The following is a 23,313-nucleotide window of genomic DNA, read 5'->3' as shown; positions in this document are numbered from 1 at the left end:
GAGTAGGGTATCCAGAGCTCAACTCAAGGTCGCGGAAATTTTGTTTTGGTGGGGGATCGGTGTCATGTTGCGGTGGCTGGAAAGTTGGTATCAAACTTTCCCTTGCCACCCTCTGCTGAACCCCCTATAGAGCGGCATCTTGCGTTCCCCCGGCTGAGTCGGGGGATTCGTATGTCTATCATTCATCCACCAGGTCAAAGGTGACCCTGTAAGGGGCCTTCTGGTGTTTTGAGCAAAGGAAAAAGGCGATGAACGCCCAAGAACTGCGTGACAAGACCCCGGACCAGCTCCGCGAGGAACTGGCCAACCTGAAGAAAGAAAGCTTTAACCTGCGCTTTCAACAGGCAACCGGTCAGCTGGAAAGCACCGCCGGCATCAAAGCGGCCCGCCGCAACGCTGCCCGCGTCAAAACCATCCTGAACGAAAAGGCCGCTGCTGCGGCATCGGAGGAGTAATCCTATGCCCAAGCGTATCCTGTCCGGCACCGTAACCAGCGATGCAAACGCACAAACCGTAACCGTGTCCGTCGAGCGCCGCTTTACGCATCCGGTTCTGAAGAAAACCATCCGTAAGTCCAAGAAATACCGGGCTCACGATGAAAAGAACGCCTTCAAGGTCGGTGACTCTGTTCGCATCATCGAATGCGCGCCGAAATCGAAGACGAAACGTTGGGAAGTTCTGGAAGCGTAAGCTTTCAGGATTTTCCATTTGTCGAAACCCTGGGGGATCTAACCAGACCAGCCCCCACAGGTCGGGAGAAACCACATGATCCAGATGCAGACCAATCTGGATGTCGCTGACAACTCCGGCGCACGCCGAGTTCAGTGCATCAAGGTCCTGGGTGGTTCCAAGCGTAAATACGCCTCCGTCGGCGACATCATTGTCGTCTCGGTGAAGGAAGCCATCCCGCGCGGCCGCGTAAAGAAAGGTGACGTCCGTAAGGCCGTCGTCGTACGCACCGCCAAAGAAGTCCGTCGCGAAGACGGCACCGCGATCCGTTTTGATCGCAACGCCGCCGTCATCCTGAACAACAACAACGAGCCCGTAGGTACACGTATCTTTGGCCCGGTTGTTCGTGAACTGCGTGGCAAGAACTTCATGAAAATCATCTCGCTGGCTCCGGAGGTGCTGTAATCATGGCTGCTAAACTCCGCAAAGGCGACAAGGTCGTCGTGCTGGCCGGCAAGGACAAGGGTAAAGAGGGAACTATCACCTCGGTTAACCCATCTGCCGGAAAAGCTGTTGTTGACGGCATCAACATCGCCATCCGCGCCACTCGTCAGACTCAGAACTCTCAGGGTGGTCGTCTGCCTCAGGCAAACCCGATCGAGTTGTCGAACCTGGCTCTGCTGGACAAGAACGGCAAAGCAACCCGCGTTGGCTTCCGCATGGAAGGTGACAAGAAAGTGCGCTTCGCCAAGACCACGGGGGACGTGATCGATGCTTGATAACGCAACCTACACCCCGCGTCTGAAAGCTCAGTACGCTGAAACCATCCGTGCCGCTCTGAAAGAAGAGTTCGGCTACAAGAACGACATGCAGCTGCCCAAGCTGGACAAAATCGTTCTGAACATCGGTTGTGGTGCCGAAGCGGTCAAAGACTCGAAGAAAGCGAAAGCTGCCGTCGAGGATCTGACTGCAATTGCTGGTCAACAGGCTGTTTCGACCAAGGCGAAGAAGTCGATCGCTGGCTTCCGCGTCCGTGAAGACATGCCGCTGGGCGCGAAAGTGACCCTTCGCGGTGACCGGATGTACGAATTCCTGGATCGTCTGATCACCATCGCGATGCCACGGATTCGTGACTTCCGCGGCGTGAAGCCGTCTTTCGATGGTCAGGGCAACTTTGCCATGGGCATGAAAGAGCACATCGTGTTCCCGGAAATCGACTTCGACAAAGTTGACGAAGTCTGGGGCATGGACATCGTAATTGCCACCACAGCGAAAACCGACGCTGAAGCAAAGGCACTGTTGAAAGCTTTCAACATGCCGTTCAACGCGTAAGCGCCGGGAGGATTGAGACATGGCTAAAAAAGCAATGATCGAACGCGAGAAGAAGCGCGAACGCCTGGTGGCCAAATATGCCGCAAAGCGTGCCGAGCTGAAAGAAATCGCGAATGACGAGTGCAAGCCGATGGAAGAGCGCTTCAAAGCGCGTCTGAAACTGGCGAAACTGCCGCGCAACAGCTCGGCTACTCGTCTGCACAACCGCTGTCAGCTGACCGGTCGTCCCCACGCTTACTACCGTAAGCTGAAGGTCAGCCGTATCGCGCTGCGCGAGCTGGGTTCTGCTGGTCAGATCCCCGGCATGGTGAAATCGAGCTGGTAAGGGAGAGAATGATATGAACGATCCTATCGGCGATATGCTCACCCGTATCCGCAACGCGCAAATGCGTGGCAAGTCCACCGTTTCCACCCCGGCTTCCAAGCTGCGTGGTTGGGTTCTGGACGTGCTGGCGGACGAAGGTTACATCCGTGGCTACGAAGCGACGACCGGTGAAAACGGTCATCCGGCCATCGAAATCAGCCTGAAATACTACGAAGGCACCCCTGTCATTCGCGAACTGAAGCGGGTCTCGAAGCCCGGTCGTCGCGTATACATGGGCGTCAATGACATCCCGCAGGTCCGTCAGGGTCTGGGTGTGTCGATTGTCAGCACTCCGAAAGGTGTGATGTCGGACCAGAACGCACGCTCCAACAATGTTGGTGGCGAAGTGCTCTGCACCGTCTTCTAAGGAGGTCTGTCAATGTCTCGTATTGGTAAACGTCCGGTCGAATTGCCCAGCGGCGTAACTGCCTCGGTTTCCGGCCAGACCATCGAAGTCAAAGGCCCGAAAGGCGCCCGCAGCTTCACTGCGACCGACGACGTTACGCTGTCGGTCGAAGATAACGTGGTTCAGATCAACCCTCGCGGTATGTCCAAGCGCGCGCGCCAGCAGTGGGGCATGAGCCGCACAATGGTCGCAAACTTGGTGACCGGTGTGACCGAAGGCTTCAAGAAAGAGCTGGAGATCCAGGGTGTTGGTTACCGGGCTCAGATGCAGGGCAACACCCTGAAATTGAACCTGGGCTACAGCCATGACGTTGATTTCGTTGCTCCGGAAGGTGTCACCATCACCGCGCCGAAGCAGACCGTGATCATTGTGGAAGGTAACGACCAGCAGCAGGTGGGCGAAGTCGCGGCGAAAATCCGTGAATGGCGCCGTCCCGAGCCCTATAAGGGCAAAGGCATCCGCTATAAGGGCGAGTTCATCTTCCGCAAAGAAGGCAAGAAGAAGTAAGGACGCAAACAATGGCAAACAGCAAAAGAACCCTGTTTCTGAAGCGCCGCCTGCGCGTTCGGAACAAACTTCGCAAGGTCAACGCGGGTCGTCCGCGTTTGTCCGTACACCGTTCGAACAAGAACATCTCTGTTCAGTTGATCGACGACGTACGTGGCGTGACCCTGGCCTCGGCCTCAACCCTGGAAAAAGATCTGGGTGTTGTTGGCAAGAACAACGTCGAAGCGGCCACCAAAGTGGGCGCGGCCATCGCCGAGCGTGCCAAGAAGGCAGGCGTCAAAGAGGCCTATTTCGATCGTGGTGGCTTCCTGTTCCACGGCAAAGTGAAGGCTGTCGCCGACGCTGCGCGTGAAGGTGGTCTGAAGATCTAAGACTTGCGGGCGGGTTTCGATCCGCCCCGATGATCCGGGGGCCTTGGCAATGCCGAGGCCCACTTGGATTGAACAAACGACGCCGCAAGCGTCACCAAAAAAAGGGATGCCAAAATGGCAGAACGTGATAACCGCCGGGGCCGTGGACGTGACCGCGACGAAACTCCGGAATTCGCAGATCGTCTGGTTGCGATCAACCGCGTATCGAAAACCGTAAAAGGTGGTAAGCGCTTTGGCTTCGCCGCTCTGGTGGTCGTAGGCGATCAGAAAGGCCGCGTAGGCTTTGGCAAAGGTAAAGCGAAAGAAGTACCTGAAGCCATCCGCAAAGCGACTGAACAAGCCAAGCGTCAGATGATCCGCGTGCAACTGCGCGAAGGTCGTACCCTGCACCATGACATCGAAGGCCGTCATGGCGCCGGTAAAGTGGTTATGCGCAGCGCACCTGAAGGTACCGGTATCATCGCCGGTGGTCCGATGCGTGCCGTGTTCGAAATGCTGGGCGTGAAGGACGTTGTGTCCAAGTCGCTGGGCTCGCAGAATCCGTACAACATGATCCGCGCCACCATCAACGGCCTGCAGAAAGAGCAGAGCCCGCGTTCGGTTGCCCAGCGTCGTGGCAAAAAGGTTGCTGACATCCTGCCCAAGCGGGACGAAGCACCAGCTGCTGCTGAAGCAGAAGCATAAGGAGAGCGACCCATGGCAAAAACCATCGTCGTCAAGCAAATCGGTTCCCCGATCCGTCGCCCCGCTGAACAGCGCGCAACTCTGATCGGCCTGGGCCTGAACAAGATGCACAAAACCCGCGAGCTTGAGGATACCCCCTCGGTGCGCGGCATGGTCAACAAGATCCCGCATCTGGTTGAGATCATCGAAGAGCGCGGCTAAGCGCCTTGCTTCTAAGAGCTAGAAACGCCTCCGATCAGTTCGGGGGCGTTTTTTTGTCTAAGGGCAGTGTTGACTGTCGCCTCACCCGATGTGGTTTTAGTTCAACTTGTACGTATTCCGCTTATTACCCGCCGCATATAATCCATGAACTGCGCCCGCTCAGGCTCAGTCAGAACTTGCAAGGCTTGGGAATTCACGTTCTGGGCCGACTCATAGGCGCTGTTTCTAAGCGCGACGGCCTTTTCGGTTAACCAGATCAACTGAGCCCTGGCGTCAGCGGGGTTTTTCGTTCTTTTGATCAAGCCGTCGCGCTCCATACGGTTGAGCGTGTTGGCCAGGGTCGCCTGTTCGACGTCAATCTTGGCCAGCAGATCCTTTTGGGTGACTCCGTCTTTGAGCCAAAGCTCCAGTAAGACTGGGAACTGTCCAACAACGATGCCCAAAGGCGCAATGTGGTGTTGCAGCTCTTTCGCGAACAATCGCGCCATGTGATTGACCAGATATCCGGCCGAGTTCTCTTTTTCGAAATCCATGCTTGAGATTTACACTTGAATAGCAAGCTATGCAATAATATATAGCAAGCTATACAAGTGAATGAAGAGGAATCGAAATGGCTCATATCGAAGAGATGGATAAGGTCGTCACACTGGCTGATCAGATGCAGGCCGAGGAAGGCCCCGTGGTGCTGATCAACGTTTTTACGGTGGACGCGAAAGACGAAGAGGCGCTGTTGAAGGCCTGGGCACACGATGCGGACTTCATGAAGTTCCAGCCGGGATACATCTCGACCCAGCTTCATCAGGGGATCGCTGGCAGCTCGACCTTCGTGAATTATGCGATCTGGCAGGACGTCAAAAGCTTTCGCGACGCCTTCACCCACCCAGAGTTCCAGCGTCGAATTGCAGACTATCCCGAAAGCGCCGTGGCACGTCCACATCTTCTAAGAAAACTCACAGTCGAAAACCACTGCGTCGCCTGATGTCAAAAGCGGAGTAGGCACATGATAAAGTCAATTCACCCCATCGCCGGTATAATAGGATTCCTGACAATATTCATGTTCTGGACGTCCACTTTGTACAGCGAGTTGTTTGCGACCCATGCGACTGTCGCGGCCGTAAAGTCCATGATCGTTAGTGGGCTGTTTATCCTTGTGCCCGCAATGGTGATCGTGGGTGCATCTGGCATGTCCCTTGGGCGTCGACGCAAGGACGCGCGGGCGCTTGCCAAGAAAATGCGAATGCCGATCATCGCGATGAACGGCCTGTTGATCCTTGTTCCCGCCGCAATCTATCTCAGCGCAAAAGCAAACGCAGGGGACTTCGATGCCAGTTTTTACTCTGTGCAGGTCGTTGAGTTGCTCGCGGGGGCAGCCAACCTGGCGCTGATGGGGCTGAGTATACGCGACGGCCGGGCGATGACTGCCCGCAGAAGACGTGCGGGAAAGTAGCTGGACCGGGCTTTGACCGTAGCCGCCGTTTCATCGCATGCTATCGGGCTCGCAGCATCGATCCCTGCTGCTCAGCTATTCAATAGATGCATAACGGCTAGACCGAAACTTCGGTTGTTAGCGATATCGCCTGGACCTATCTCAGCCCTGTCCAAACAAGGAACGCAAACAGTATCCGGGGAATTCGCCCCGGGCAGAGAAAGGAAATAAACTATGGCACATACAGCAACATATTCCCGCGACGGCTTTGGCCTGAGCGCCCGCATCGCGAACTTTTTCCAGCGCGTCAAAGAGGCAAATGCCCTGCGTGCTCAGTATGATCAGACTTATTCTGAATTGCAGAGTCTGACAGATCGTGAACTGGACGACATCGGAGTCCGCCGCTGTGATATAAAGGACATCGCTCGGGACCACGTTTATTGTTCGTGATCTTCCCGACAACCTGACCAAGAGACGCCTGAGGGCGTCTCTTTTGATTCCGGGGTGCTCTTGGCACAGTCGACAGGAATTTCGCCCCAACCGTTGCGACCTAGCGGGAAATGGGCCAAATACGCGACAGGGCACCTGTCGGCGCCGTAACCAGGAACAACACGAAGGGCCGGAGCCGGTGAAAGAGTATCAGGTTGGCATGCTTTGGATTGAAGGCCCTCTTAGCTTTCTCGAGCAGTTGTGCATCAAATCCTTTCTGGATGTCGGCCAACATGTCCGCCTTTATACTTACGGGCGGGTCACAAACATCCCCGAGGGTGTCGAAGTGCGTGACGCGCGGGAAGTACTGGCGGATGATGAGGTGATCCTACACAAGCGCACGGGCAGTCCCGCGCTGCATTCCGACAAGTTTCGCGTGCAGATGCTGGCGAAAGTGCCAGACATAATCTGGGCCGATACCGACGCATATTGTGTCAAACCCTTTACAACTGAAAACGGTCATTTGCATGGTTGGCTAGCCGCGCACGAAATCAACGGTGGGGTGTTGGCTTTGCCTGCGGACAGCGCAACGCTGTATGATTTGATCGACTACACCAATAATCCTTATCGCATTCCGCATTGGCTGTCGCCCAAGCAACGCCGACCGCTTATTGACATGGCTTTGGCTGGTGAAACGCCACACGCAAGCGATATGCCGTGGGGTATTTGGGGCCCACGCGCCCTGACCTGGCTTTTGAGGGACAATAACGAGGCTCGTTTTTCGCAGCCCCAAGACGTTTTGTACCCTGTAACCTACAGGGCTCGGCGGGCAATGGTACGATCCAACGGAAATGCCGAGCGGTTCCTTACCGAGAACACCATGTCGATCCATTTCTATGGCCGTCGCATGCGTTCGTTCATACTCAATCGGTTCAACGGAATCCCACATCCGGAAAGCATGGTTGGCCGGCTGGTCGAAAAGCATGGGATCGACCCGCACGCAGCACCCTTGCAGAAAAAAGCCGCAACGGAAGACCTTGCCGACGTGTCTGACGAATGACGTATAGGGGCTGCGGGCTTGCCAACTTGTCCCAACAGTCCTATACGCCTGCGGTGGCTTTGCGCCATACGAATCAAAACCAAGAAATGCCGTGTCTGACCCATCACGCTTCGCGGGTCATTTCCGGCTTAGGAGAAGCGAAATGAAACTGAACGAATTGCGCGACAATCCTGGCGCCACACCGAAACGCACCCGCGTTGGCCGTGGTCCGGGTTCCGGCAAAGGTAAAATGGGTGGCCGTGGTATCAAAGGCCAGAAATCCCGTTCGGGTGTGGCCATCAATGGCTATGAAGGCGGTCAGATGCCTTTGTACCAGCGTCTGCCCAAGCGTGGCTTCAACAAGCCGAACCGCAAGGCATTCGCCGTTATCAACCTGGGCCTGATCCAGAAATTCGTCGACGCCGGCAAGCTGGACGCCAAAGCTGCGATCACCGAGGATGCGCTGGTTGCCTCCGGTCTTGTTCGTCGCAAGCTGGACGGTATCCGCGTTCTGGCCAAAGGCGAAATCAGCGCCAAATTGAACCTGGAAGTCACCGGTGCTTCGAAGGCTGCTGTTGAAGCAGTTGAGAAAGCGGGCGGCTCACTTACGGTCACAAAAGCTGCTGCGGCAGAGTAAGCGCTTGTGAGCGGGCCAAGACCCGCTTACATAGACCTCAGAGTTTTCCAAGACGCCGCCCGAGCCGGAAAACGGTTCCGGGCGGTGTTTTCATAAGAGAGACCGATTTATGGTATCAGCAGCAGAACAAATGGCAGCCAACACAAGCTGGTCTGCCCTTGGTAAAGCCACCGATCTGCGCAACCGCATCCTGTTCACGCTTGCATTGCTGATCGTCTATCGTCTGGGCACCTTCATTCCGGTGCCGGGGATTGACGGACAAGCACTGCGCGAGTTCATGGAGCAAGCGGGGCAGGGCATCGGCGGCATGGTTTCGATGTTCACCGGCGGGGCGCTGGGGCGGATGGGTATCTTTGCCCTCGGCATCATGCCTTACATTTCAGCCTCGATCATCGTGCAACTGCTGACATCCATGGTTCCCGCGCTCGAACAGCTCAAAAAAGAGGGCGAGCAGGGGCGCAAGAAAATCAACCAGTACACCCGTTTCGGCACCGTGGCCCTAGCCACTGTTCAGGCCTATGGTCTGGCGGTTTCGCTGGAATCGGGCGATCTGGCCACCGATCCTGGGCTTTTCTTCCGCATGTCGACCATGATCACTCTGGTTGGCGGTACGATGTTCCTGATGTGGCTGGGTGAACAGATCACCGCGCGCGGCATCGGCAACGGTATCTCTCTGATCATCTTCGTCGGCATCATTGCCGAGGTTCCGGCCGCTCTGGCGCAGTTCTTTGCGTCCGGTCGCTCTGGTGCAATCAGCCCCGCCGTGATTATCGGTGTGATCGTCATGGTTATCGTGGTCATCACCTTCGTGGTGTTCATGGAACGCGCGCTGCGTAAGATCCACATTCAATACCCGCGCCGTCAGGCCGGTATGAAGGTATACGAGGGCGGCTCCAGCCACCTGCCAGTCAAGGTGAACCCGGCGGGCGTTATCCCGGCGATTTTTGCCAGCTCGTTGCTGTTGCTGCCGGTGACGATCTCGACCTTCTCGTCGGGTGCCACAAACGGGCCGGTCATGTCTTGGCTGCTGGCCAACTTTGGCCCCGGTCAGCCGCTGTATCTGCTGTTCTTCGCGTCGATGATCGTATTCTTCGCCTATTTCTACACGTTCAACGTCTCGTTCAAACCGGATGATGTTGCGGACAACCTGAAAAAGCAGAATGGTTTTGTGCCTGGCATTCGCCCCGGCAAGAAAACCGCCGAGTATCTGGAATACGTGGTCAACCGCGTGCTGGTTCTGGGTTCGGCCTATCTGGCGCTGGTATGTTTGCTGCCTGAAATTCTGCGGAACCAATTCGCCATCCCGTTCTACTTCGGCGGCACCTCGGTTCTGATTATCGTCTCTGTGACCATGGACACGATCCAGCAAGTCCAGAGCCATTTGCTGGCGCATCAATACGAAGGGCTTATCGAAAAGTCCCAGCTGCGCGGTAAAAGCAAGAAACGCGGCAGGAAGGGACCCGCTCGTCGATGAACATCATTTTGTTGGGCCCGCCGGGTGCGGGCAAAGGAACGCAAGCGCGTCACCTGGTTGAAACGCGCGGCATGGTGCAACTGAGCACCGGTGACATGCTACGAGAAGCCAAGGACAGCGGGACCGAAATGGGCAACCGCGTGGCCGAGGTGATGGCCAAGGGTGAGCTGGTAACCGACGAGATCGTCATCGGCCTGATCCGTGAAAAGCTGGAACAGGGTACCAAGGGCGGTTTCATCTTCGACGGTTTTCCGCGCACGCTGGCGCAGGCTGACGCGTTGGGAGATCTGCTGAACAGCACCGGCGAAACGCTGGACGCGGTCATCGCGATGGAAGTCAACGATGACGCGCTGGTCGAACGGATCACCGCACGCTCGACCTGTGGTGGTTGCGGCGAGGTCTACAATGACGTCACCAAGCCGATCCCGGCGGACGGAAAATGCACCAACTGCGGCAAGGAAAACGACTTCAAACGCCGCGCAGATGATAATGAGGAAAGCCTCAAGACCCGTCTGATGGAGTACTACAAAAAGACCTCGATGCTGATCGGCTATTACTATGCCAAGGGCAACCTGTCCTGGGTTGACGGCCTGGGTGAAATTGACGCCGTTCAAAACGAGATTTCGCAGGTTTTGGATGGTGGCGTCGACGTCGGAAACGGCTGATCCATTTCTGCCCTTGACCTGAGCGGGAAAAGCCCATATCGACCCCCATCCCTAACGGGAATCACGACCGCATGCGGGATTCGTTCCGGATGCCCCGACCACCTCGAATAATACTGGATCCTCTGGCGTCACTGCCAAGATCGAGTGTTGTGAAAAAAGGTTCCGGAGCTACGGAACCGCAACAAAAAAGGAAAGTGACACGTGGCACGTATTGCCGGCGTAAACATCCCGACTGCAAAGCGGGTACCTATCGCCCTCACATATATCACCGGTATCGGAAACACCTCGGCCAAAGCAATCTGCGAAGCCGTAGGCATCGACGCGACCCGTCGCGTTAATGAACTGTCCGACGCCGAAGTTCTGGCCATCCGCGAACATATCGACGCAAACTTCACCGTTGAAGGTGACCTGCGCCGCGAAGTTCAGATGAACGTCAAGCGCCTGATGGACCTGGGCTGCTACCGCGGTCTGCGTCACCGTCGTAACCTGCCCGTTCGCGGTCAGCGTACCCATACCAATGCTCGTACCCGCAAAGGCCCCGCAAAGGCCATTGCCGGTAAGAAGAAATAAGGAGGGTCTGACTGATGGCACGCGAAAAGACTCGTACCAAGAAAAAAGAGCGCAAGAATATCGCATCGGGCGTCGCCCATGTGAATTCGACCTTCAACAACACCAAGATCCTGATCTCGGACGTGCAAGGCAACGCCATTGCATGGTCGTCGGCAGGAACTATGGGTTTCAAAGGGTCGCGTAAATCGACACCCTACGCCGCTCAGATGGCTGCAGAAGATGCAGGCAAGAAGGCGCAGGATCACGGTGTCAAGACGCTGGAAGTCGAAGTTCAGGGCCCCGGCTCTGGTCGTGAATCGGCTCTGCGCGCGCTGGCTGCTGTGGGCTTCAACATCACGTCGATCCGTGACGTGACACCGATTGCTCACAACGGTTGCCGCCCGCCGAAGCGCCGCCGCGTCTAAGCGATTTTGAATTGAGCTGGGGCTGTGTTTTCGCACGGCCCCAGCACGTCATTTTGAACCTCGGGCGTCTGCACCTTGTTGGTCATGGGGCGCGGACAGGAATGGAGGGATTACATGATCCATAAGAATTGGGCTGAATTGATCAAGCCGACACAGCTGGAAGGCAAGCCGGGCAACGACCCCGCGCGTCAGGCAACCTTGGTTGCTGAACCGCTGGAGCGTGGCTTTGGTCTGACCTTGGGCAACGCGCTGCGCCGCGTTCTGATGAGCTCGCTGCAAGGTGCGGCCATCACCAGCGTCCAGATCGACAACGTATTGCACGAGTTCTCGAGCGTCGCTGGCGTGCGCGAAGACGTCACCGACATCATCCTGAATCTCAAGCAGGTCGCCCTGCGCATGGAAGTCGAAGGCCCCAAGCGCCTGTCGATCAATGCCAAAGGCCCAGCAGTCGTCACCGCGGGTGACATCAGCGAAAGCGCTGGTATCGAGGTTCTGAACCGCGATCACGTTATCTGCCACCTGGACGATGGCGCCGACCTGTTCATGGAACTGACCGTCAACACCGGTAAGGGCTATGTTTCGGCTGAGAAGAACAAGCCGGAAGACGCGCCTATCGGCCTGATCCCGATTGACGCGATCTATTCGCCGGTCAAAAAGGTTGCCTATGACGTTCAGCCGACTCGTGAAGGTCAGGTTCTGGACTATGACAAGCTGACCCTGAAGATCGAAACCGATGGTTCGATCACGCCGGAAGACGCGCTGGCCTTTGCCGCACGCATCCTGCAGGATCAGCTGTCGATCTTCGTCAATTTCGACGAGCCCGAAGCGGCTGGTCGCCAGGACGAAGACGATGGTCTGGAGTTCAACCCGCTGCTGCTGAAGAAAGTAGACGAGTTGGAGCTGTCGGTCCGTTCGGCAAACTGCCTGAAGAACGACAACATCGTTTACATCGGCGATCTGATCCAGAAGACCGAAGCCGAGATGCTGCGCACCCCGAACTTCGGCCGCAAGTCGCTGAACGAGATCAAGGAAGTGCTGTCCGGCATGGGTCTGCACCTTGGCATGGATGTCGAGGATTGGCCGCCCGACAACATCGAAGATCTGGCGAAGAAATTCGAAGACGCGTTCTAAGCGCGTCTTCCCCAATGCCTGGGCTTTCCGGGGACAATACGGGCACTTCCGCCCCAAGGAGAGCCGGTGACACGCATCGCCGGCCAGACAAAGCAAAACGCTGAAGAAGGAACTAGAAAATGCGTCACGCACGTGGTTACCGCCGCCTTAACCGTACTCATGAGCACCGTAAGGCTCTGTTTGCAAACATGGCTGGCTCGCTCATCGAACATGAGCAGATCAAAACAACTCTGCCCAAGGCAAAAGAACTGCGCCCGATCATCGAAAAGCTGGTCACTCTGGGCAAGCGCGGCGACCTGCACGCCCGCCGTCAGGCCGCATCGCAGCTGAAAGAAGACAAAGACGTCGCAAAGCTGTTCGAAATCCTGGGCCCCCGCTACGCCGAGCGTCAGGGCGGATATGTCCGTATCCTGAAAGCTGGCTTCCGCTATGGCGACATGGCACCGATGGCGATCATCGAATTCGTTGACCGTGATCTGGACGCCAAAGGCGCGGCTGACAAAGCCCGCGTTGCCGCCGAAGAGGCCGCAGACGAAGAATAAGAAAGCCCGGCTTTCTGAATTCAAACCCCCGCGTTTCGGACGCGGGGGTTTTTTCTTTTTGGTCTCTTGGTGTCGCGGTTAGAGCATTTTCGGCGATATCCGTTGATGAATCCCCGAACCTCACGGATCATGCTGCACGATGAGCGTGGAGGACGGATGATGGCAATCCCAACTAAATTACCGAACGAACTCACGGGACCGTCTGTGTGGACCGGTCAGGACATGCGTACGCGTCGGAGTGAATGGATCATTGATCTGACGGCGGACGACGTCGAGGATCTTGAGCAAGCTGCCCGTCACTACCTGAGCCTCGAAAGAGATATCGGTGAGATCACAAAACCCGCTTTCCCTTTAAAACGGTTTGACCGGCATCTGGCAAGCCTGCGAGAGAAGCTGATCAACGGGATCGGTTTCGAAGTGATCCGTGGCCTTCCGGTGCAGAATTATACGCAAGAGGTCGCGGCCACGATTTTCTGCGGTGTCGGTGCTCATCTGGGCTCGGCCCGGTCACAAAACGCGCAGGGACACATTCTGGGGCATGTGCGCGACATCGGTGCAGATGCGAACGATCCGAATACCCGGATCTATCAAACGCATGAGCGCCAGACATTTCACACCGACAGCGCCGATATCGTCGGCCTGCTGTGCCTGCGCGAGGCTAAGGAGGGCGGAGATTCGCTGCTGGTCAGTGCCGAGACGATCTTTAATAGGATGCGGTCAGAATGCCCGGAAATGCTGGAACGGTTGTTTGACCCAATAGCGACCGACCGACGAGGGGAAGTGCCGGACGGCATGGAACCTTTTATGTCGATCCCGCCGTTCTCCTGGCACGATGGTAAGCTGACGGTGTTCTACCAAAGGCAGTATATCGACAGTGCGCAACGATTTCCTGAAGCGATGCGGCTGACACCGGATCACATTGAGGCGCTGGACCGGTTTGATGCGCTGGCGAATGATCCCGACCTCTGTCTTTCCATGCGGCTGCAACCGGGTGACATGCAGTTCGTGTACAACCATTCGCAACTGCACGACCGGACCGGGTTCGTGGACTGGCCTGACCCGGCAGAGCGCCGCCATTTGCTGAGGCTTTGGCTGTCGCCCGAAGGAGATCGCGAATTGCCCGAAGTCTTCAGGCAGCGTTATGGCACGATTGAAGTGGGCCAGCGCGGCGGGATCATCACGGAAGGCACGCGGCTGCACGCTCCGTTGGATTGACGCCTCCAACGCGCTGAACGGATGCTTGCATTACGGCCCGTGTAGACGCATATCCGATAGGCGATTAACCGACGGATGGATCATGCGGAAAGTTCTCTGTTCTCTGATGCTGGCGACACTTGCAGTGTCAGCAAATGCTGAAACAAAGGTGCCAACATCGCAGGCCGAAATCAGCCTTGGTTTCGCCCCGGTGGTGAAACAGGCCTCTCCGGCGGTCGTTAACATCTATGCCAAGATTGTTCGCCAGGGGCGGGCGAATCCTTTCTTCTCGGATCCGTTTTTTGAAGAGTTCTTCGGTCGGGGGTTCTCTGAACCGCGTCCACATGTGCAGAATTCACTGGGCTCTGGCGTCATTCTGTCAGAAGACGGTTATGTGGTGTCGAACTATCACGTTGTTGGCACGGCTACCGAAATCCGCGTGGTTACAACTGATCGGCGCGAGTATTCGGCGCAAGTGGTGCTGGGCGACAAGGAAAGCGATATTGCCATCCTGCGGTTGGAAGACGCCAAGGTTTTGCCGCATCTGAACTTCCGCGATTCCGACCAGATCGAAGTAGGAGAACTGGCGCTTGCGATCGGTAATCCGTTTGGTGTGGGACAAACCGTATCTTCCGGGATCATCTCTGGATTGGCGCGGACCGGGACGGCCACCGGCAACGCGCGTGGGTACTTTATTCAAACCGACGCCGCGATCAATCCGGGCAATTCCGGCGGGGCGCTGATCGACGTGAATGGTGATCTGATCGGGATTAACACCTCGATCCTGACGCGATCAGGCGGCTCCAACGGTATCGGGTTTGCGATCCCGGCAAATCTGGTGGCCGAATTTTTGCGCCAGGCCAAGGCCGGGAATGACAGCTTTGTCAGCCCTTGGGCCGGGGTCGCTGGTCAGCACATGAGTGCGGACATCGCCGAATCTCTGGGGTTGGTATTCCCTATGGGTGTTGTGATCTCGGACCTGCACGCCCTGAGTCCGCTGGGTGAGGCAGGGCTGCGCGTGGGGGATGTGGTGACCCATGTGGATGGGGATGAGGTGAATTCCCCAGCCGAGATGAAGTTCCGCATGTCCGTCGCCGGCGTTGGTGGCACTTCGGTGCTGACCCGGCTGCGGGGTCAGGACAGTGCGGATATCGAGGTTGCCCTGATCAAGGTCCCGGAAACTCCACCGGCTGATGAAACCGTTCTGAACGATGACACCGTGATGCCGGGCCTGAAGGTGTCGCGCATCAACCCGGCGATCATTACCCAGATGGGGCTGTTGCTGTCGCAAACTGGCGTGGTGATTGTGGATGCAGACCGGTACGGTGGACGATCTGGATTGCGCGCGGGTGATGTAGTCATAAGCATCAACGGAACGGAAGTTCGACATCCTAAAGACGTGGTGGATGCGATGACTGATCCGGGGCGCAGATTGAATTTGGATGTTCTGCGGGGCGGACGGGCCGTATCTCTGCGGTTCCGGCTGTAACCGCATGAGCGACCTGTTCGATACCCGGGCGAGCGAGCCTGCACCATCCCCGCACCGCCCGTTGGCGGACCGGCTGCGCCCGCAGTCGTTGGCCGAGGTCATCGGACAACAGCAGGTACTGGGCCCGGACGCTCCGCTTGGGGTCATGCTGGCCTCGGGCAGTCTGTCCAGTTTGGTTTTTTGGGGCCCGCCGGGCGTTGGGAAAACCACAATTGCACGTTTGCTGGCGCAGGAAACCGACCTGCATTTCGTTCAGATCAGCGCGATTTTCACTGGTGTGCCGGACCTGAAGAAAGTGTTCGAGGCGGCAAAGATCCGTCGGCAGAACGGGCAGGGCACGCTGCTGTTCGTTGATGAAATCCACCGCTTCAACAAAGCGCAGCAGGACGGGTTCCTGCCGCATATGGAGGATGGCACGATCCTGCTGGTCGGGGCCACGACCGAGAATCCGTCCTTTGAACTGAACGCCGCTGTGCTTAGTCGAGCACAGGTTCTTGTCCTTGAGCGGCTTAGCCTTGCGGATCTGGAACGTCTGACCCAGCGAGCAGAGATGGAACTCGACCGCGCCCTGCCACTGACAGGCGCGGCTCGAGAGGGTTTGCAAGAGATGGCGGATGGTGACGGTCGCGCGCTATTGAACCTGATCGAACAGGTTGCGGCTTGGAAGGTGGATGCACCGCTGGACCCTGATGCATTGTCGACAAGATTGATGCGTCGCGCGGCCAAATACGACAAATCCGGGGACGAGCATTATAATCTGATTTCGGCCCTGCATAAGTCCGTGCGCGGATCTGACCCGGATGCGGCGCTCTATTGGTTCGCGCGGATGCTGACGGGTGGAGAAGATCCGCGATATCTTGCACGGCGGATCACGCGGATGGCGGTCGAAGACATCGGTCTCGCCGATCCGCAGGCGCAGTCGATCTGCTTGCACGCGTGGGAAACTTACGAACGCCTGGGCAGCCCCGAGGGTGAATTAGCCATAGCGCAGGCGCTGGTTTATCTGGCTTTGGCTCCTAAATCAAACGGCGCTTATGTGGGCTACAAAGCCGCCATGAGGCTGGCTAAGCAATCGGGCAGCGAACCGCCACCAAAGCATATCCTGAACGCACCGACGTCGATGATGAAAGATCAGGGCTATGGCGCGGGCTATGCTTATGATCATGATGCAGAGGATGGGTTTTCGGGTCAGAACTATTTTCCCGATGGAATGGAACGGCCCGAGCTGTATCAACCCGTGGAACGTGGTTTTGAGCGGGAACTAAAAAAGCGGCTGGACTACTTTGCCAAGCTTCGGTCGCAGCGGAACAGATCCTAGCGCTGGCTTGACTCTTGCCGTGCGGCACGCCACAGACGCGCATGTTTTCTAAGGCACGTGAGGGTACACAATCCGCGCGGAACCGCCGCGTGAAGGGGATATCGGTATGAGTGGCGTACAATTGATCACCGTGGCAGAGGGGGATGGCGACCAGCGGCTGGATCGGTGGCTGCGCCGCCTGTTCCCGCATGTCAGCCAGGGCCGCATCGAAAAGATGTGCCGCAAAGGTGAGGTGCGCGTGGAAGGCGGGCGGGTCAAAGCCTCCACCCGGCTTGAGGTCGGGCAGGTTGTACGTGTGCCGCCGTTGCCGGATGCCGATCACAAACCGGTCGCGGTCAAACGTGGCATCTCGGATGCCGATGCCAAGATGATCCAGTCTTGCGTGATCTATCGCGACGATCATGTTCTGGCCCTGAACAAGCCACAGGGTCTTCCGGTGCAGGGCGGCAGCGGCCAGACCCGCCACGTAGACGGTCTGTCCGAGGCTTTGCGTTTTGGCTATGACGAAAATCCGCGCCTCGTGCACCGCTTGGACAAGGACACATCGGGTGTATTGCTAATGGCCCGCACCCGCGAGGCCGCCAAGGGGCTGACGGCCGCCTTCCGGCATCGCGATACACGCAAGATCTATTGGGCGCTGGTTGCTGGCGTGCCGACCCCGTATCTGGGCGAGATCAAGACCGGGTTGGTCAAGGCATCCGGTCACGGCAAACAGGGTGAGGGCGAGAAGATGATCGCCGTACATCTGAACGAAATCAACGACACGCCGGGCGCGAAACGGGCGCATACGCTGTATGCAACACTGTATCGCGTGGCCGGGCGCGCCTCGTGGGTCGCGATGGAGCCGATCACCGGCCGTACGCACCAGCTGAGGGTGCATATGGCGGCAATCGGTCACCCAATCGTTGGCGATGGCAAATACGGTGGCTCGGGGCAGGAAAATCTGGGGGACGGTTGGGGCGCGCAACTGGGCGGGGTCATCAGCAAGAAGCTGCACCTGCACGCGCGGCAGGCCTCATTCCAGCATCCGGTCACGCGCAAGACCATAACCGTAAAAGCTCCGCTGCCTGAGCATATGAAACACAGCTGGGACACGTTCGGCTGGACCGAAGATCTGGCCGTAGAAGACCCGTTCGAGGAATTGCAATGAGCGCACCCTTGCGTTTGGTGCTTTTCGATGTGGATGGAACCCTTGTCGACAGCCAGGGCAGCATTGTCGCGGCGATGACCGCCAGTTTTGGGGCACTGTCCCTAGCGGTTCCCGATCGCAAGGCGATTTTGTCCATCGTTGGTCTGTCCTTGCCCAATGCAATGGCCCAGCTTGCGCCCGAGCAGAGCGAAACGGTTCAATACAATCTCGTTGAGGGCTACAAACAGGCCTATCACGCAAACCGTCTGGAGCAGGGTGCCGCAAGCTCACCGCTCTACCCCGGTGCGCGGGACGTAATCGAAACCCTGCATGACATCCCCGAGGTGCTGCTGGGTTTGGCCACCGGAAAATCCCAACGCGGTCTGGATGCCTTGATCGAAGCACATGACCTGGAACGCTATTTCGTGACCCGGCAGGTTGCGGACCATCACCCCTCGAAACCGCATCCGTCGATGATCGACACGGCCCGTTCTGAAACGGGCGTTGATGCGGCGGATACGGTAATGATTGGCGATACCCGGTTCGACATGGATATGGCACGGGCTGCCGGAGTAACAGGCATCGGCGTATCCTGGGGATATCATGACCGATCAGCCCTGAACGGCGCGGCCTGTATAATTGAAAATTTTGGCCAGTTGCCCCGTGCGCTGGATAATATCTGGACCTGAAGAAATGAGTGACTGGAAGCCAAAGCGATTTTGGACCGCCTGCGCGGTTGTCCAAGCGGAAGACGGATACACCGTCGAATTGGACGGTCGCCGGGTCAAGACCCCGGCCAAGGCCGCATTGATCCTGCCGACGCAGGCAATGGCCGACGCGGTTGCTGCAGAATGGGATGGGCAGGAAAAAGAGGTTGATCCGACCCTGATGCCGTTTACCCGGTCTGCAAATGCGGCCATCGACAAAGTGCGTCATCAGCACGCCGAGGTTGCGGACATGCTGGCCGATTACGGCGATTCGGATTTGTTGTGTTACCGGGCGACACACCCGCAAACGTTGCAGCAGCGACAGGCAGATCAGTGGGACCCGGCCCTAGATTGGGCAGCTGAAACCCTAGCCGCGCGATTGGTTCCTGTGGTTGGTGTGCTGCATCAGCCACAGTCTGCAGAAGCGCTCAGCACACTTCGAGGCCGCGTACACGAATTCAACGACTTCCAGCTCGCCGCCTTTCACGATCTTGTCAGCCTGTCCGGCTCACTGGTACTGGGATTTGCCGCCGCCATGGACTGGCGCGCGGCGGATGAAATCTGGGACATTTCAAGGCTCGACGAGGCCTGGCAAACCGAACAATGGGGCCACGATGACGAGGCGCACGCGGTTGCCGAGATCAAAAAAGCTGCGTTTCTACACGCTAAACGGTTCATTGAAATCTCTATCTGAGCCTATTGGGCATTAATTTTTGACACAGATCCGGTCATCGCTGAATTGACTCATCGTTTTCCCTGATCCGACCCTTGACGTTTGTTTATGAATGCGAGCAAACTCATGCCCACTAAAGGGGAGACACCTTTGGAGTAACCTTTCTGGTGCCAGAGGTGCCGGACAGAGCCGTCCCGGAATAGGGGCGGGTAAACAGGAAGAGGTAAAAATGAAAAAATCCGTAATTTTGGGCGTGGCCACAGTCGCCGGTCTGGCTGCTGCGGCAGCGACAGCGGGCACTGTTGACGACGTCAAAGCGCGCGGCAAGCTGAACTGTGGCGTGTCCTCCGGACTGGCCGGCTTTTCGCTGCCTGACGCGAATGGCGAATGGCAAGGTTTTGACGTCGCAGTCTGCCGTGCCGTCGCTGCGGCCGTTCTGGGCGATTCCAGCGCTGTCGAGTTTGTGCCGACCACTGGTAAGACGCGCTTTACTGCGCTGGCTTCGGGTGAGATCGACATGCTTGCACGTAACACCACATGGACCTTCAGCCGCGATGTCGACCTGAAGTTCGAATTTGCTGGCGTCAACTACTATGACGGCCAGGGCTTCATGGTTCCAAAAGCACTGGGCGTAAGCTCGGCCAAAGAACTGGACGGCGCGACCGTCTGCATCCAAACCGGCACCACCACCGAGCTGAACCTGGCCGATTTCTTCCGTGCCAACAACATCAGCTACGAGCCGGTTCCGATCGAAACCAACGCCGAAGCGCAACAGCAGTATCTGGCTGGCGCATGTGACGTTTACACCACCGACGCATCGGGCCTGGCTGCAACCCGCGCCACGTTTGAAAACCCCGGTGATCACGTCCTGCTGCCTGAAATCATCTCGAAAGAGCCGCTGGGCCCGCTGGTCCGTCATGGCGATCACGAGTGGGGCGACGTTGTCCGCTGGACTCTGAACGCACTGGTTTCGGCAGAAGAGCTGGGCGTGACCTCGGCAAACATCGACGAGCTGAGCGCTGGCACCGACAACCCGGAAGTAAACCGTCTGCTGGGTACCGAAGGTACTCTGGGCGAGATGCTGGGTCTGAACGCAGATTGGGCAGCAAACGCCATCAAAGCGGGTGGTAACTACGGCGAAGTGTTTGCCAAGAACATCGGTGAAGAAACTCCGATTGGTCTTGCGCGCGGTCTGAATGCCCAGTGGACCGATGGTGGTCTGCTGTATTCGCCGCCGTTCCGCTAAAATCCACGGGAAAGGGCGCGGGGCAACCTGCGCCCTTTTTCCATAAATAAGAAACACTCCCGGATGGATTGAGCGAAGATCAACTTCGCCGGCAAAAAACGGGATGCACGGGGAAATACATAGGTCATGACGACTCTCACTGACCCGCCGAAGGAGCAGTTCCGGCTGTCCATGCTCCTTTACGATACGCGGTACCGATCAGCGACCATTCAGGTCATTGCATTGATTGGTTTCATGCTTCTGGCAGCCTGGATCATCTCAAATACCATTCAAAACCTTGAAGGGTTGGGAAAACCGGTCGAATTCGGTTTTTTTGCAGAATCCGCAAGTTATGACATTAACCAGCGATTGCTGGAATACACCTCACAGGACAGCCATCTTCGCGCCGCCTTCATCGGTTTGCTGAACACGCTGGTTGTTGCGGTTCTCGGGTGTATCACGGCGACGATAGTCGGCGTTTTTGTCGGCGTGCTGCGTCTGTCGAACAACTGGTTGGTCGCGCGTATCATGACCTTCTATGTCGAGATTTTCCGTAACGTGCCTGTCCTGCTGTGGATCGTTCTGGCCATGGCCATTTTGATCGAAGGCTTGCCCGCACCTAATGCGTTCCGAGGTGATAACCCCACGGCAACGATGGATCTGTTCAACACCGTCGCCGTTACCAATCGGGGTGTGTATATCCCGGAGTTCCTGTTCTCGCGTAGTTTGGGCGATATCCACTTGTTCGGAACATCAAGCCTTCGGTTTGATATTTCGCTGGATCTTGTCGCGTTTCTGGTCGTTCTGGGTGGCAGCATCTTTACCATGCGCAAAGTGTCCGCCTGGGCCGCCGCCACACAGGAATCAACCGGCGATCGTCCTAAGATCTGGCATATCCAGCTGGGCATTCTGTTCGTCCCGATGATCATCCTGATGACTGCACTGGGCTTACACCTTGGATACCCGGAATTGAAAGGATTCAATTTCAAAGGCGGCACGCATATGCGCAACTCTCTGATCGCGCTATGGCTGGCTTTGTCGCTATATACGGCGGCCTTCATTGCCGAGATCGTACGCGCCGGCATTCTGGCTATTTCCAAGGGTCAGACCGAAGCTGCGTCTGCGCTGGGCTTGCGTCCGGGTCGCACCATGCGGCTGGTTATCCTGCCTCAGGCGCTGCGGGTGATCATCCCGCCGATGATCTCGAACTATCTGAACCTGACCAAGAACTCGTCGCTGGCGATTGCGGTCGGATACATGGACATCACGGGGACTCTGGGTGGCATCACCATGAACCAGACCGGCCGCGAGCTGGAATGCGTTCTGCTGCTGATGCTGGTCTATCTGGCCATCTCGCTGAGTATTTCGGCGGTGATGAACTGGTACAACAACCGTGTCAAACTGGTGGAGCGGTAATATGAGTGATGTTTCATTTGTCCGCACGGAAATGTTGCCGGAACAAGCCCCGCCAGCGTCCGAAGTCGGAGCAATAGGGTGGATCAGGCACAATCTCTTCTCAGGCTGGTTTAACTCGATCCTGACGTTGGTTTCGCTTTACGCGATCTGGTACGTGTTGTCGGGCGTTCTGCCTTGGATCTTTCAGTCTGTCTGGAACGCCAACTCGCTGAACGAATGCCGCGAGATCATGATTGCCACCTGGGGTTCAACCCATGGCCATGCCTGCTGGGCGGTGATCAATGACCGCTGGTTGCAGTTGCTGTTCGGGTTCTACCCGAGCCACCTGTACTGGCGTCCGATTGTATCGCTGATCCTGCTGTTGGTCGCATTGGCGCCGGTCCTGTACTCGGATCGTGTGCCGTCCAAGATGCTGATCGTCACTGCGATCTATCCATTCTTGATGCCTTTCCTGATGTGGGGCGGCACCATTTGGGGACCGATCGCGGCAGCGTTGGGGTTTGTTGTCGGTTGGGGTGTCTACACCCTTGTTAGCAAACAACTGAGCGGTCTGTTTGGCATGATAGCGGGTGTCGCAGCGTCGGTTATCTGGTGGCTGTTTCTGTCCAGCTATTTCGTCGGTGCGCTGGACTCGATCCTGCCAATCGGTATCGAAGCCGTACAAAGCCGTCAGTTCGGTGGCTTCATGCTGGCGATCTTGCTGGGTGTCGTGGCCATTGGTGTCTCGTTGCCGATCGGAATTGTACTGGCGCTAGGCCGTCAGTCCGACCTGATGATCGTCAAGTACCTGTGCGTGGGCTTTATCGAGTTCATCCGCGGTGTGCCGCTGATCACGCTGCTGTTCGTGGCCTCGCTGCTGCTGAACCTGTTCCTGCCGCCGGGCACCAACTTTGACATCATCCTGCGGGTGATGATCATGATGACCCTGTTCTCGGCTGCCTATATGGCCGAGGTGATCCGGGGTGGTCTGGCTGCCCTGCCACGGGGTCAGTATGAAGGTGCCGACAGTCTCGGCCTGAACTACTGGCAAGCACAGCGACTGATCATCATGCCGCAAGCCCTGAAAATCTCAATTCCGGGCATCGTGAGCACATTCATCGGGATCTTCAAGGATACGACACTGGTGTCGATCATCGGATTGTTCGACGTGATCGGACTGGCATCTGCCATCCGCGCCGACACCGCCTGGAACGGCATCTACTGGGAACTGTTCGCGTTCATCGCGGCGCTGTTCTTCGTCGTCTGCTTCTCTATGTCCCGTTATTCCATGTATCTGGAGCGCAAGCTTCAGACTGGCCACCATTAAGGAGT

General features: G+C 57.1%; 32 protein-coding genes. 31 read left to right on the top strand and 1 reads right to left on the bottom strand.

Annotation, left to right across the window (positions count from 1 at the left end):
- Positions 1 to 248 precede the first annotated feature (248 nt).
- The 11 genes from rpmC to rpmD all read left to right on the top strand — a co-directional run bounded on the left by rpmC (position 249) and on the right by rpmD (position 4,534).
- Positions 249 to 455, top strand: coding sequence for a 50S ribosomal protein L29 (rpmC, locus tag AC2FGC_RS07695; RefSeq protein ID WP_037311745.1), 207 nt, complete (start codon positions 249 to 251; stop codon positions 453 to 455).
- 4 nt (positions 456 to 459) lie between these two features.
- Positions 460 to 690, top strand: coding sequence for a 30S ribosomal protein S17 (gene rpsQ / locus AC2FGC_RS07690; protein ID WP_058272371.1), 231 nt, complete (start codon positions 460 to 462; stop codon positions 688 to 690).
- A gap of 75 nt (positions 691 to 765) precedes the next feature.
- Positions 766 to 1,134: a 50S ribosomal protein L14 gene (gene rplN, locus AC2FGC_RS07685; protein WP_008757934.1), complete on the top strand. Its 369-nt coding sequence runs from the start codon at positions 766 to 768 to the stop codon at positions 1,132 to 1,134.
- Between the two features lie 2 nt (positions 1,135 to 1,136).
- Positions 1,137 to 1,448, top strand: coding sequence for a 50S ribosomal protein L24 (gene rplX / locus AC2FGC_RS07680; protein ID WP_058272372.1), 312 nt, complete (start codon positions 1,137 to 1,139; stop codon positions 1,446 to 1,448).
- Complete coding sequence (gene rplE, locus AC2FGC_RS07675; protein ID WP_058272373.1) at positions 1,441 to 2,001, top strand: 50S ribosomal protein L5; 561 nt, start codon at positions 1,441 to 1,443, stop codon at positions 1,999 to 2,001. Before rplX ends, rplE begins: the two co-directional genes overlap by 8 nt.
- Positions 2,002 to 2,020: 19 nt before the next feature.
- Positions 2,021 to 2,326, top strand: a complete 306-nt coding sequence (gene rpsN / locus AC2FGC_RS07670) for a 30S ribosomal protein S14 (RefSeq protein WP_496781879.1) — start codon at positions 2,021 to 2,023, stop codon at positions 2,324 to 2,326.
- Positions 2,327 to 2,339: 13 nt separating this feature from the next.
- Complete coding sequence (gene rpsH, locus AC2FGC_RS07665) at positions 2,340 to 2,732, top strand: 30S ribosomal protein S8 (protein WP_008757119.1); 393 nt, start codon at positions 2,340 to 2,342, stop codon at positions 2,730 to 2,732.
- Between the two features lie 12 nt (positions 2,733 to 2,744).
- A complete protein-coding gene (rplF, locus tag AC2FGC_RS07660) occupies positions 2,745 to 3,278 on the top strand; it encodes a 50S ribosomal protein L6 (protein ID WP_058272374.1) in 534 nt (177 codons plus the stop codon).
- An 11-nt stretch (positions 3,279 to 3,289) separates the two neighbouring features.
- Positions 3,290 to 3,649 (top strand): 50S ribosomal protein L18, encoded by a 360-nt coding sequence (rplR, locus tag AC2FGC_RS07655; protein ID WP_496725248.1) that lies wholly within the window; start codon positions 3,290 to 3,292, stop codon positions 3,647 to 3,649.
- A 114-nt stretch (positions 3,650 to 3,763) separates the two neighbouring features.
- Positions 3,764 to 4,333, top strand: coding sequence for a 30S ribosomal protein S5 (gene rpsE / locus AC2FGC_RS07650; RefSeq protein ID WP_058272455.1), 570 nt, complete (start codon positions 3,764 to 3,766; stop codon positions 4,331 to 4,333).
- A 12-nt stretch (positions 4,334 to 4,345) separates the two neighbouring features.
- Complete coding sequence (gene rpmD, locus AC2FGC_RS07645; RefSeq protein ID WP_008757946.1) at positions 4,346 to 4,534, top strand: 50S ribosomal protein L30; 189 nt, start codon at positions 4,346 to 4,348, stop codon at positions 4,532 to 4,534.
- 101 nt (positions 4,535 to 4,635) lie between these two features.
- On the opposite strand, the gene AC2FGC_RS07640 is transcribed toward rpmD, so the two are convergent.
- Positions 4,636 to 5,067, bottom strand: coding sequence for a MarR family winged helix-turn-helix transcriptional regulator (locus AC2FGC_RS07640; protein WP_496725250.1), 432 nt, complete (start codon positions 5,065 to 5,067; stop codon positions 4,636 to 4,638).
- 77 nt (positions 5,068 to 5,144) lie between these two features.
- Here AC2FGC_RS07640 and AC2FGC_RS07635 point away from each other — a divergent pair, with 77 nt between their 5' ends.
- From AC2FGC_RS07635 to AC2FGC_RS07540, 20 genes are all read left to right on the top strand, one after another.
- A complete protein-coding gene (locus AC2FGC_RS07635; RefSeq protein WP_496725252.1) occupies positions 5,145 to 5,513 on the top strand; it encodes an antibiotic biosynthesis monooxygenase family protein in 369 nt (122 codons plus the stop codon).
- 21 nt (positions 5,514 to 5,534) lie between these two features.
- Positions 5,535 to 5,981 (top strand): hypothetical protein, encoded by a 447-nt coding sequence (locus tag AC2FGC_RS07630; protein ID WP_496725254.1) that lies wholly within the window; start codon positions 5,535 to 5,537, stop codon positions 5,979 to 5,981.
- Positions 5,982 to 6,194: 213 nt separating this feature from the next.
- The gene (locus tag AC2FGC_RS07625) at positions 6,195 to 6,410 is read left to right on the top strand and encodes a DUF1127 domain-containing protein (RefSeq protein WP_496725256.1); all 216 of its coding nucleotides are present in this window, start codon (positions 6,195 to 6,197) and stop codon (positions 6,408 to 6,410) included.
- A 199-nt stretch (positions 6,411 to 6,609) separates the two neighbouring features.
- Positions 6,610 to 7,449, top strand: coding sequence for a hypothetical protein (locus AC2FGC_RS07620; RefSeq protein ID WP_496781875.1), 840 nt, complete (start codon positions 6,610 to 6,612; stop codon positions 7,447 to 7,449).
- Between the two features lie 142 nt (positions 7,450 to 7,591).
- Positions 7,592 to 8,065, top strand: coding sequence for a 50S ribosomal protein L15 (gene rplO / locus AC2FGC_RS07615; RefSeq protein WP_058272380.1), 474 nt, complete (start codon positions 7,592 to 7,594; stop codon positions 8,063 to 8,065).
- A gap of 109 nt (positions 8,066 to 8,174) precedes the next feature.
- Positions 8,175 to 9,539, top strand: coding sequence for a preprotein translocase subunit SecY (gene secY, locus AC2FGC_RS07610; RefSeq protein ID WP_058276180.1), 1,365 nt, complete (start codon positions 8,175 to 8,177; stop codon positions 9,537 to 9,539).
- Positions 9,536 to 10,204, top strand: coding sequence for an adenylate kinase (locus AC2FGC_RS07605; protein WP_496725262.1), 669 nt, complete (start codon positions 9,536 to 9,538; stop codon positions 10,202 to 10,204). Before secY ends, AC2FGC_RS07605 begins: the two co-directional genes overlap by 4 nt.
- A gap of 201 nt (positions 10,205 to 10,405) precedes the next feature.
- Positions 10,406 to 10,774 (top strand): 30S ribosomal protein S13, encoded by a 369-nt coding sequence (gene rpsM, locus AC2FGC_RS07600; protein WP_058272383.1) that lies wholly within the window; start codon positions 10,406 to 10,408, stop codon positions 10,772 to 10,774.
- Positions 10,775 to 10,788: 14 nt separating this feature from the next.
- Entirely contained in the window at positions 10,789 to 11,178 is a 390-nt protein-coding gene (gene rpsK / locus AC2FGC_RS07595) for a 30S ribosomal protein S11 (protein ID WP_037311698.1), read from the top strand.
- 114 nt (positions 11,179 to 11,292) lie between these two features.
- On the top strand, positions 11,293 to 12,309 hold the full coding sequence (locus AC2FGC_RS07590) for a DNA-directed RNA polymerase subunit alpha (RefSeq protein ID WP_113791474.1): 1,017 nt from the start codon (positions 11,293 to 11,295) through the stop codon (positions 12,307 to 12,309).
- A gap of 119 nt (positions 12,310 to 12,428) precedes the next feature.
- Positions 12,429 to 12,851, top strand: a complete 423-nt coding sequence (gene rplQ, locus AC2FGC_RS07585) for a 50S ribosomal protein L17 (protein WP_058272384.1) — start codon at positions 12,429 to 12,431, stop codon at positions 12,849 to 12,851.
- A gap of 159 nt (positions 12,852 to 13,010) precedes the next feature.
- Complete coding sequence (locus AC2FGC_RS07580; protein ID WP_496781873.1) at positions 13,011 to 14,066, top strand: TauD/TfdA family dioxygenase; 1,056 nt, start codon at positions 13,011 to 13,013, stop codon at positions 14,064 to 14,066.
- A gap of 79 nt (positions 14,067 to 14,145) precedes the next feature.
- Entirely contained in the window at positions 14,146 to 15,534 is a 1,389-nt protein-coding gene (locus AC2FGC_RS07575) for a trypsin-like peptidase domain-containing protein (protein ID WP_496725572.1), read from the top strand.
- Positions 15,535 to 15,538: 4 nt separating this feature from the next.
- On the top strand, positions 15,539 to 16,852 hold the full coding sequence (locus AC2FGC_RS07570) for a replication-associated recombination protein A (RefSeq protein ID WP_496781871.1): 1,314 nt from the start codon (positions 15,539 to 15,541) through the stop codon (positions 16,850 to 16,852).
- A 106-nt stretch (positions 16,853 to 16,958) separates the two neighbouring features.
- Positions 16,959 to 18,002: an RluA family pseudouridine synthase gene (locus AC2FGC_RS07565; protein ID WP_496781869.1), complete on the top strand. Its 1,044-nt coding sequence runs from the start codon at positions 16,959 to 16,961 to the stop codon at positions 18,000 to 18,002.
- Positions 17,999 to 18,670, top strand: coding sequence for an HAD-IA family hydrolase (locus tag AC2FGC_RS07560; protein ID WP_496781868.1), 672 nt, complete (start codon positions 17,999 to 18,001; stop codon positions 18,668 to 18,670). Before AC2FGC_RS07565 ends, AC2FGC_RS07560 begins: the two co-directional genes overlap by 4 nt.
- A 4-nt stretch (positions 18,671 to 18,674) precedes the next feature.
- Positions 18,675 to 19,382, top strand: a complete 708-nt coding sequence (locus tag AC2FGC_RS07555) for an ATP12 family chaperone protein (protein ID WP_496781866.1) — start codon at positions 18,675 to 18,677, stop codon at positions 19,380 to 19,382.
- Positions 19,383 to 19,590: 208 nt separating this feature from the next.
- Entirely contained in the window at positions 19,591 to 20,607 is a 1,017-nt protein-coding gene (locus tag AC2FGC_RS07550; RefSeq protein WP_282153884.1) for an amino acid ABC transporter substrate-binding protein, read from the top strand.
- A 126-nt stretch (positions 20,608 to 20,733) separates the two neighbouring features.
- Positions 20,734 to 22,002: an amino acid ABC transporter permease gene (locus AC2FGC_RS07545; RefSeq protein WP_282153885.1), complete on the top strand. Its 1,269-nt coding sequence runs from the start codon at positions 20,734 to 20,736 to the stop codon at positions 22,000 to 22,002.
- Between the two features lies 1 nt (position 22,003).
- A complete protein-coding gene (locus AC2FGC_RS07540) occupies positions 22,004 to 23,308 on the top strand; it encodes an amino acid ABC transporter permease (RefSeq protein WP_496725276.1) in 1,305 nt (434 codons plus the stop codon).
- Positions 23,309 to 23,313: the final 5 nt, after the last annotated feature.

It is taken from the genome of Ruegeria sp. CDSC054 (assembly GCF_059610645.1).
The sequence above is the reverse complement of the archived record's forward strand: the minus strand, read 5'-3'. Positions and strand labels throughout refer to the sequence as shown.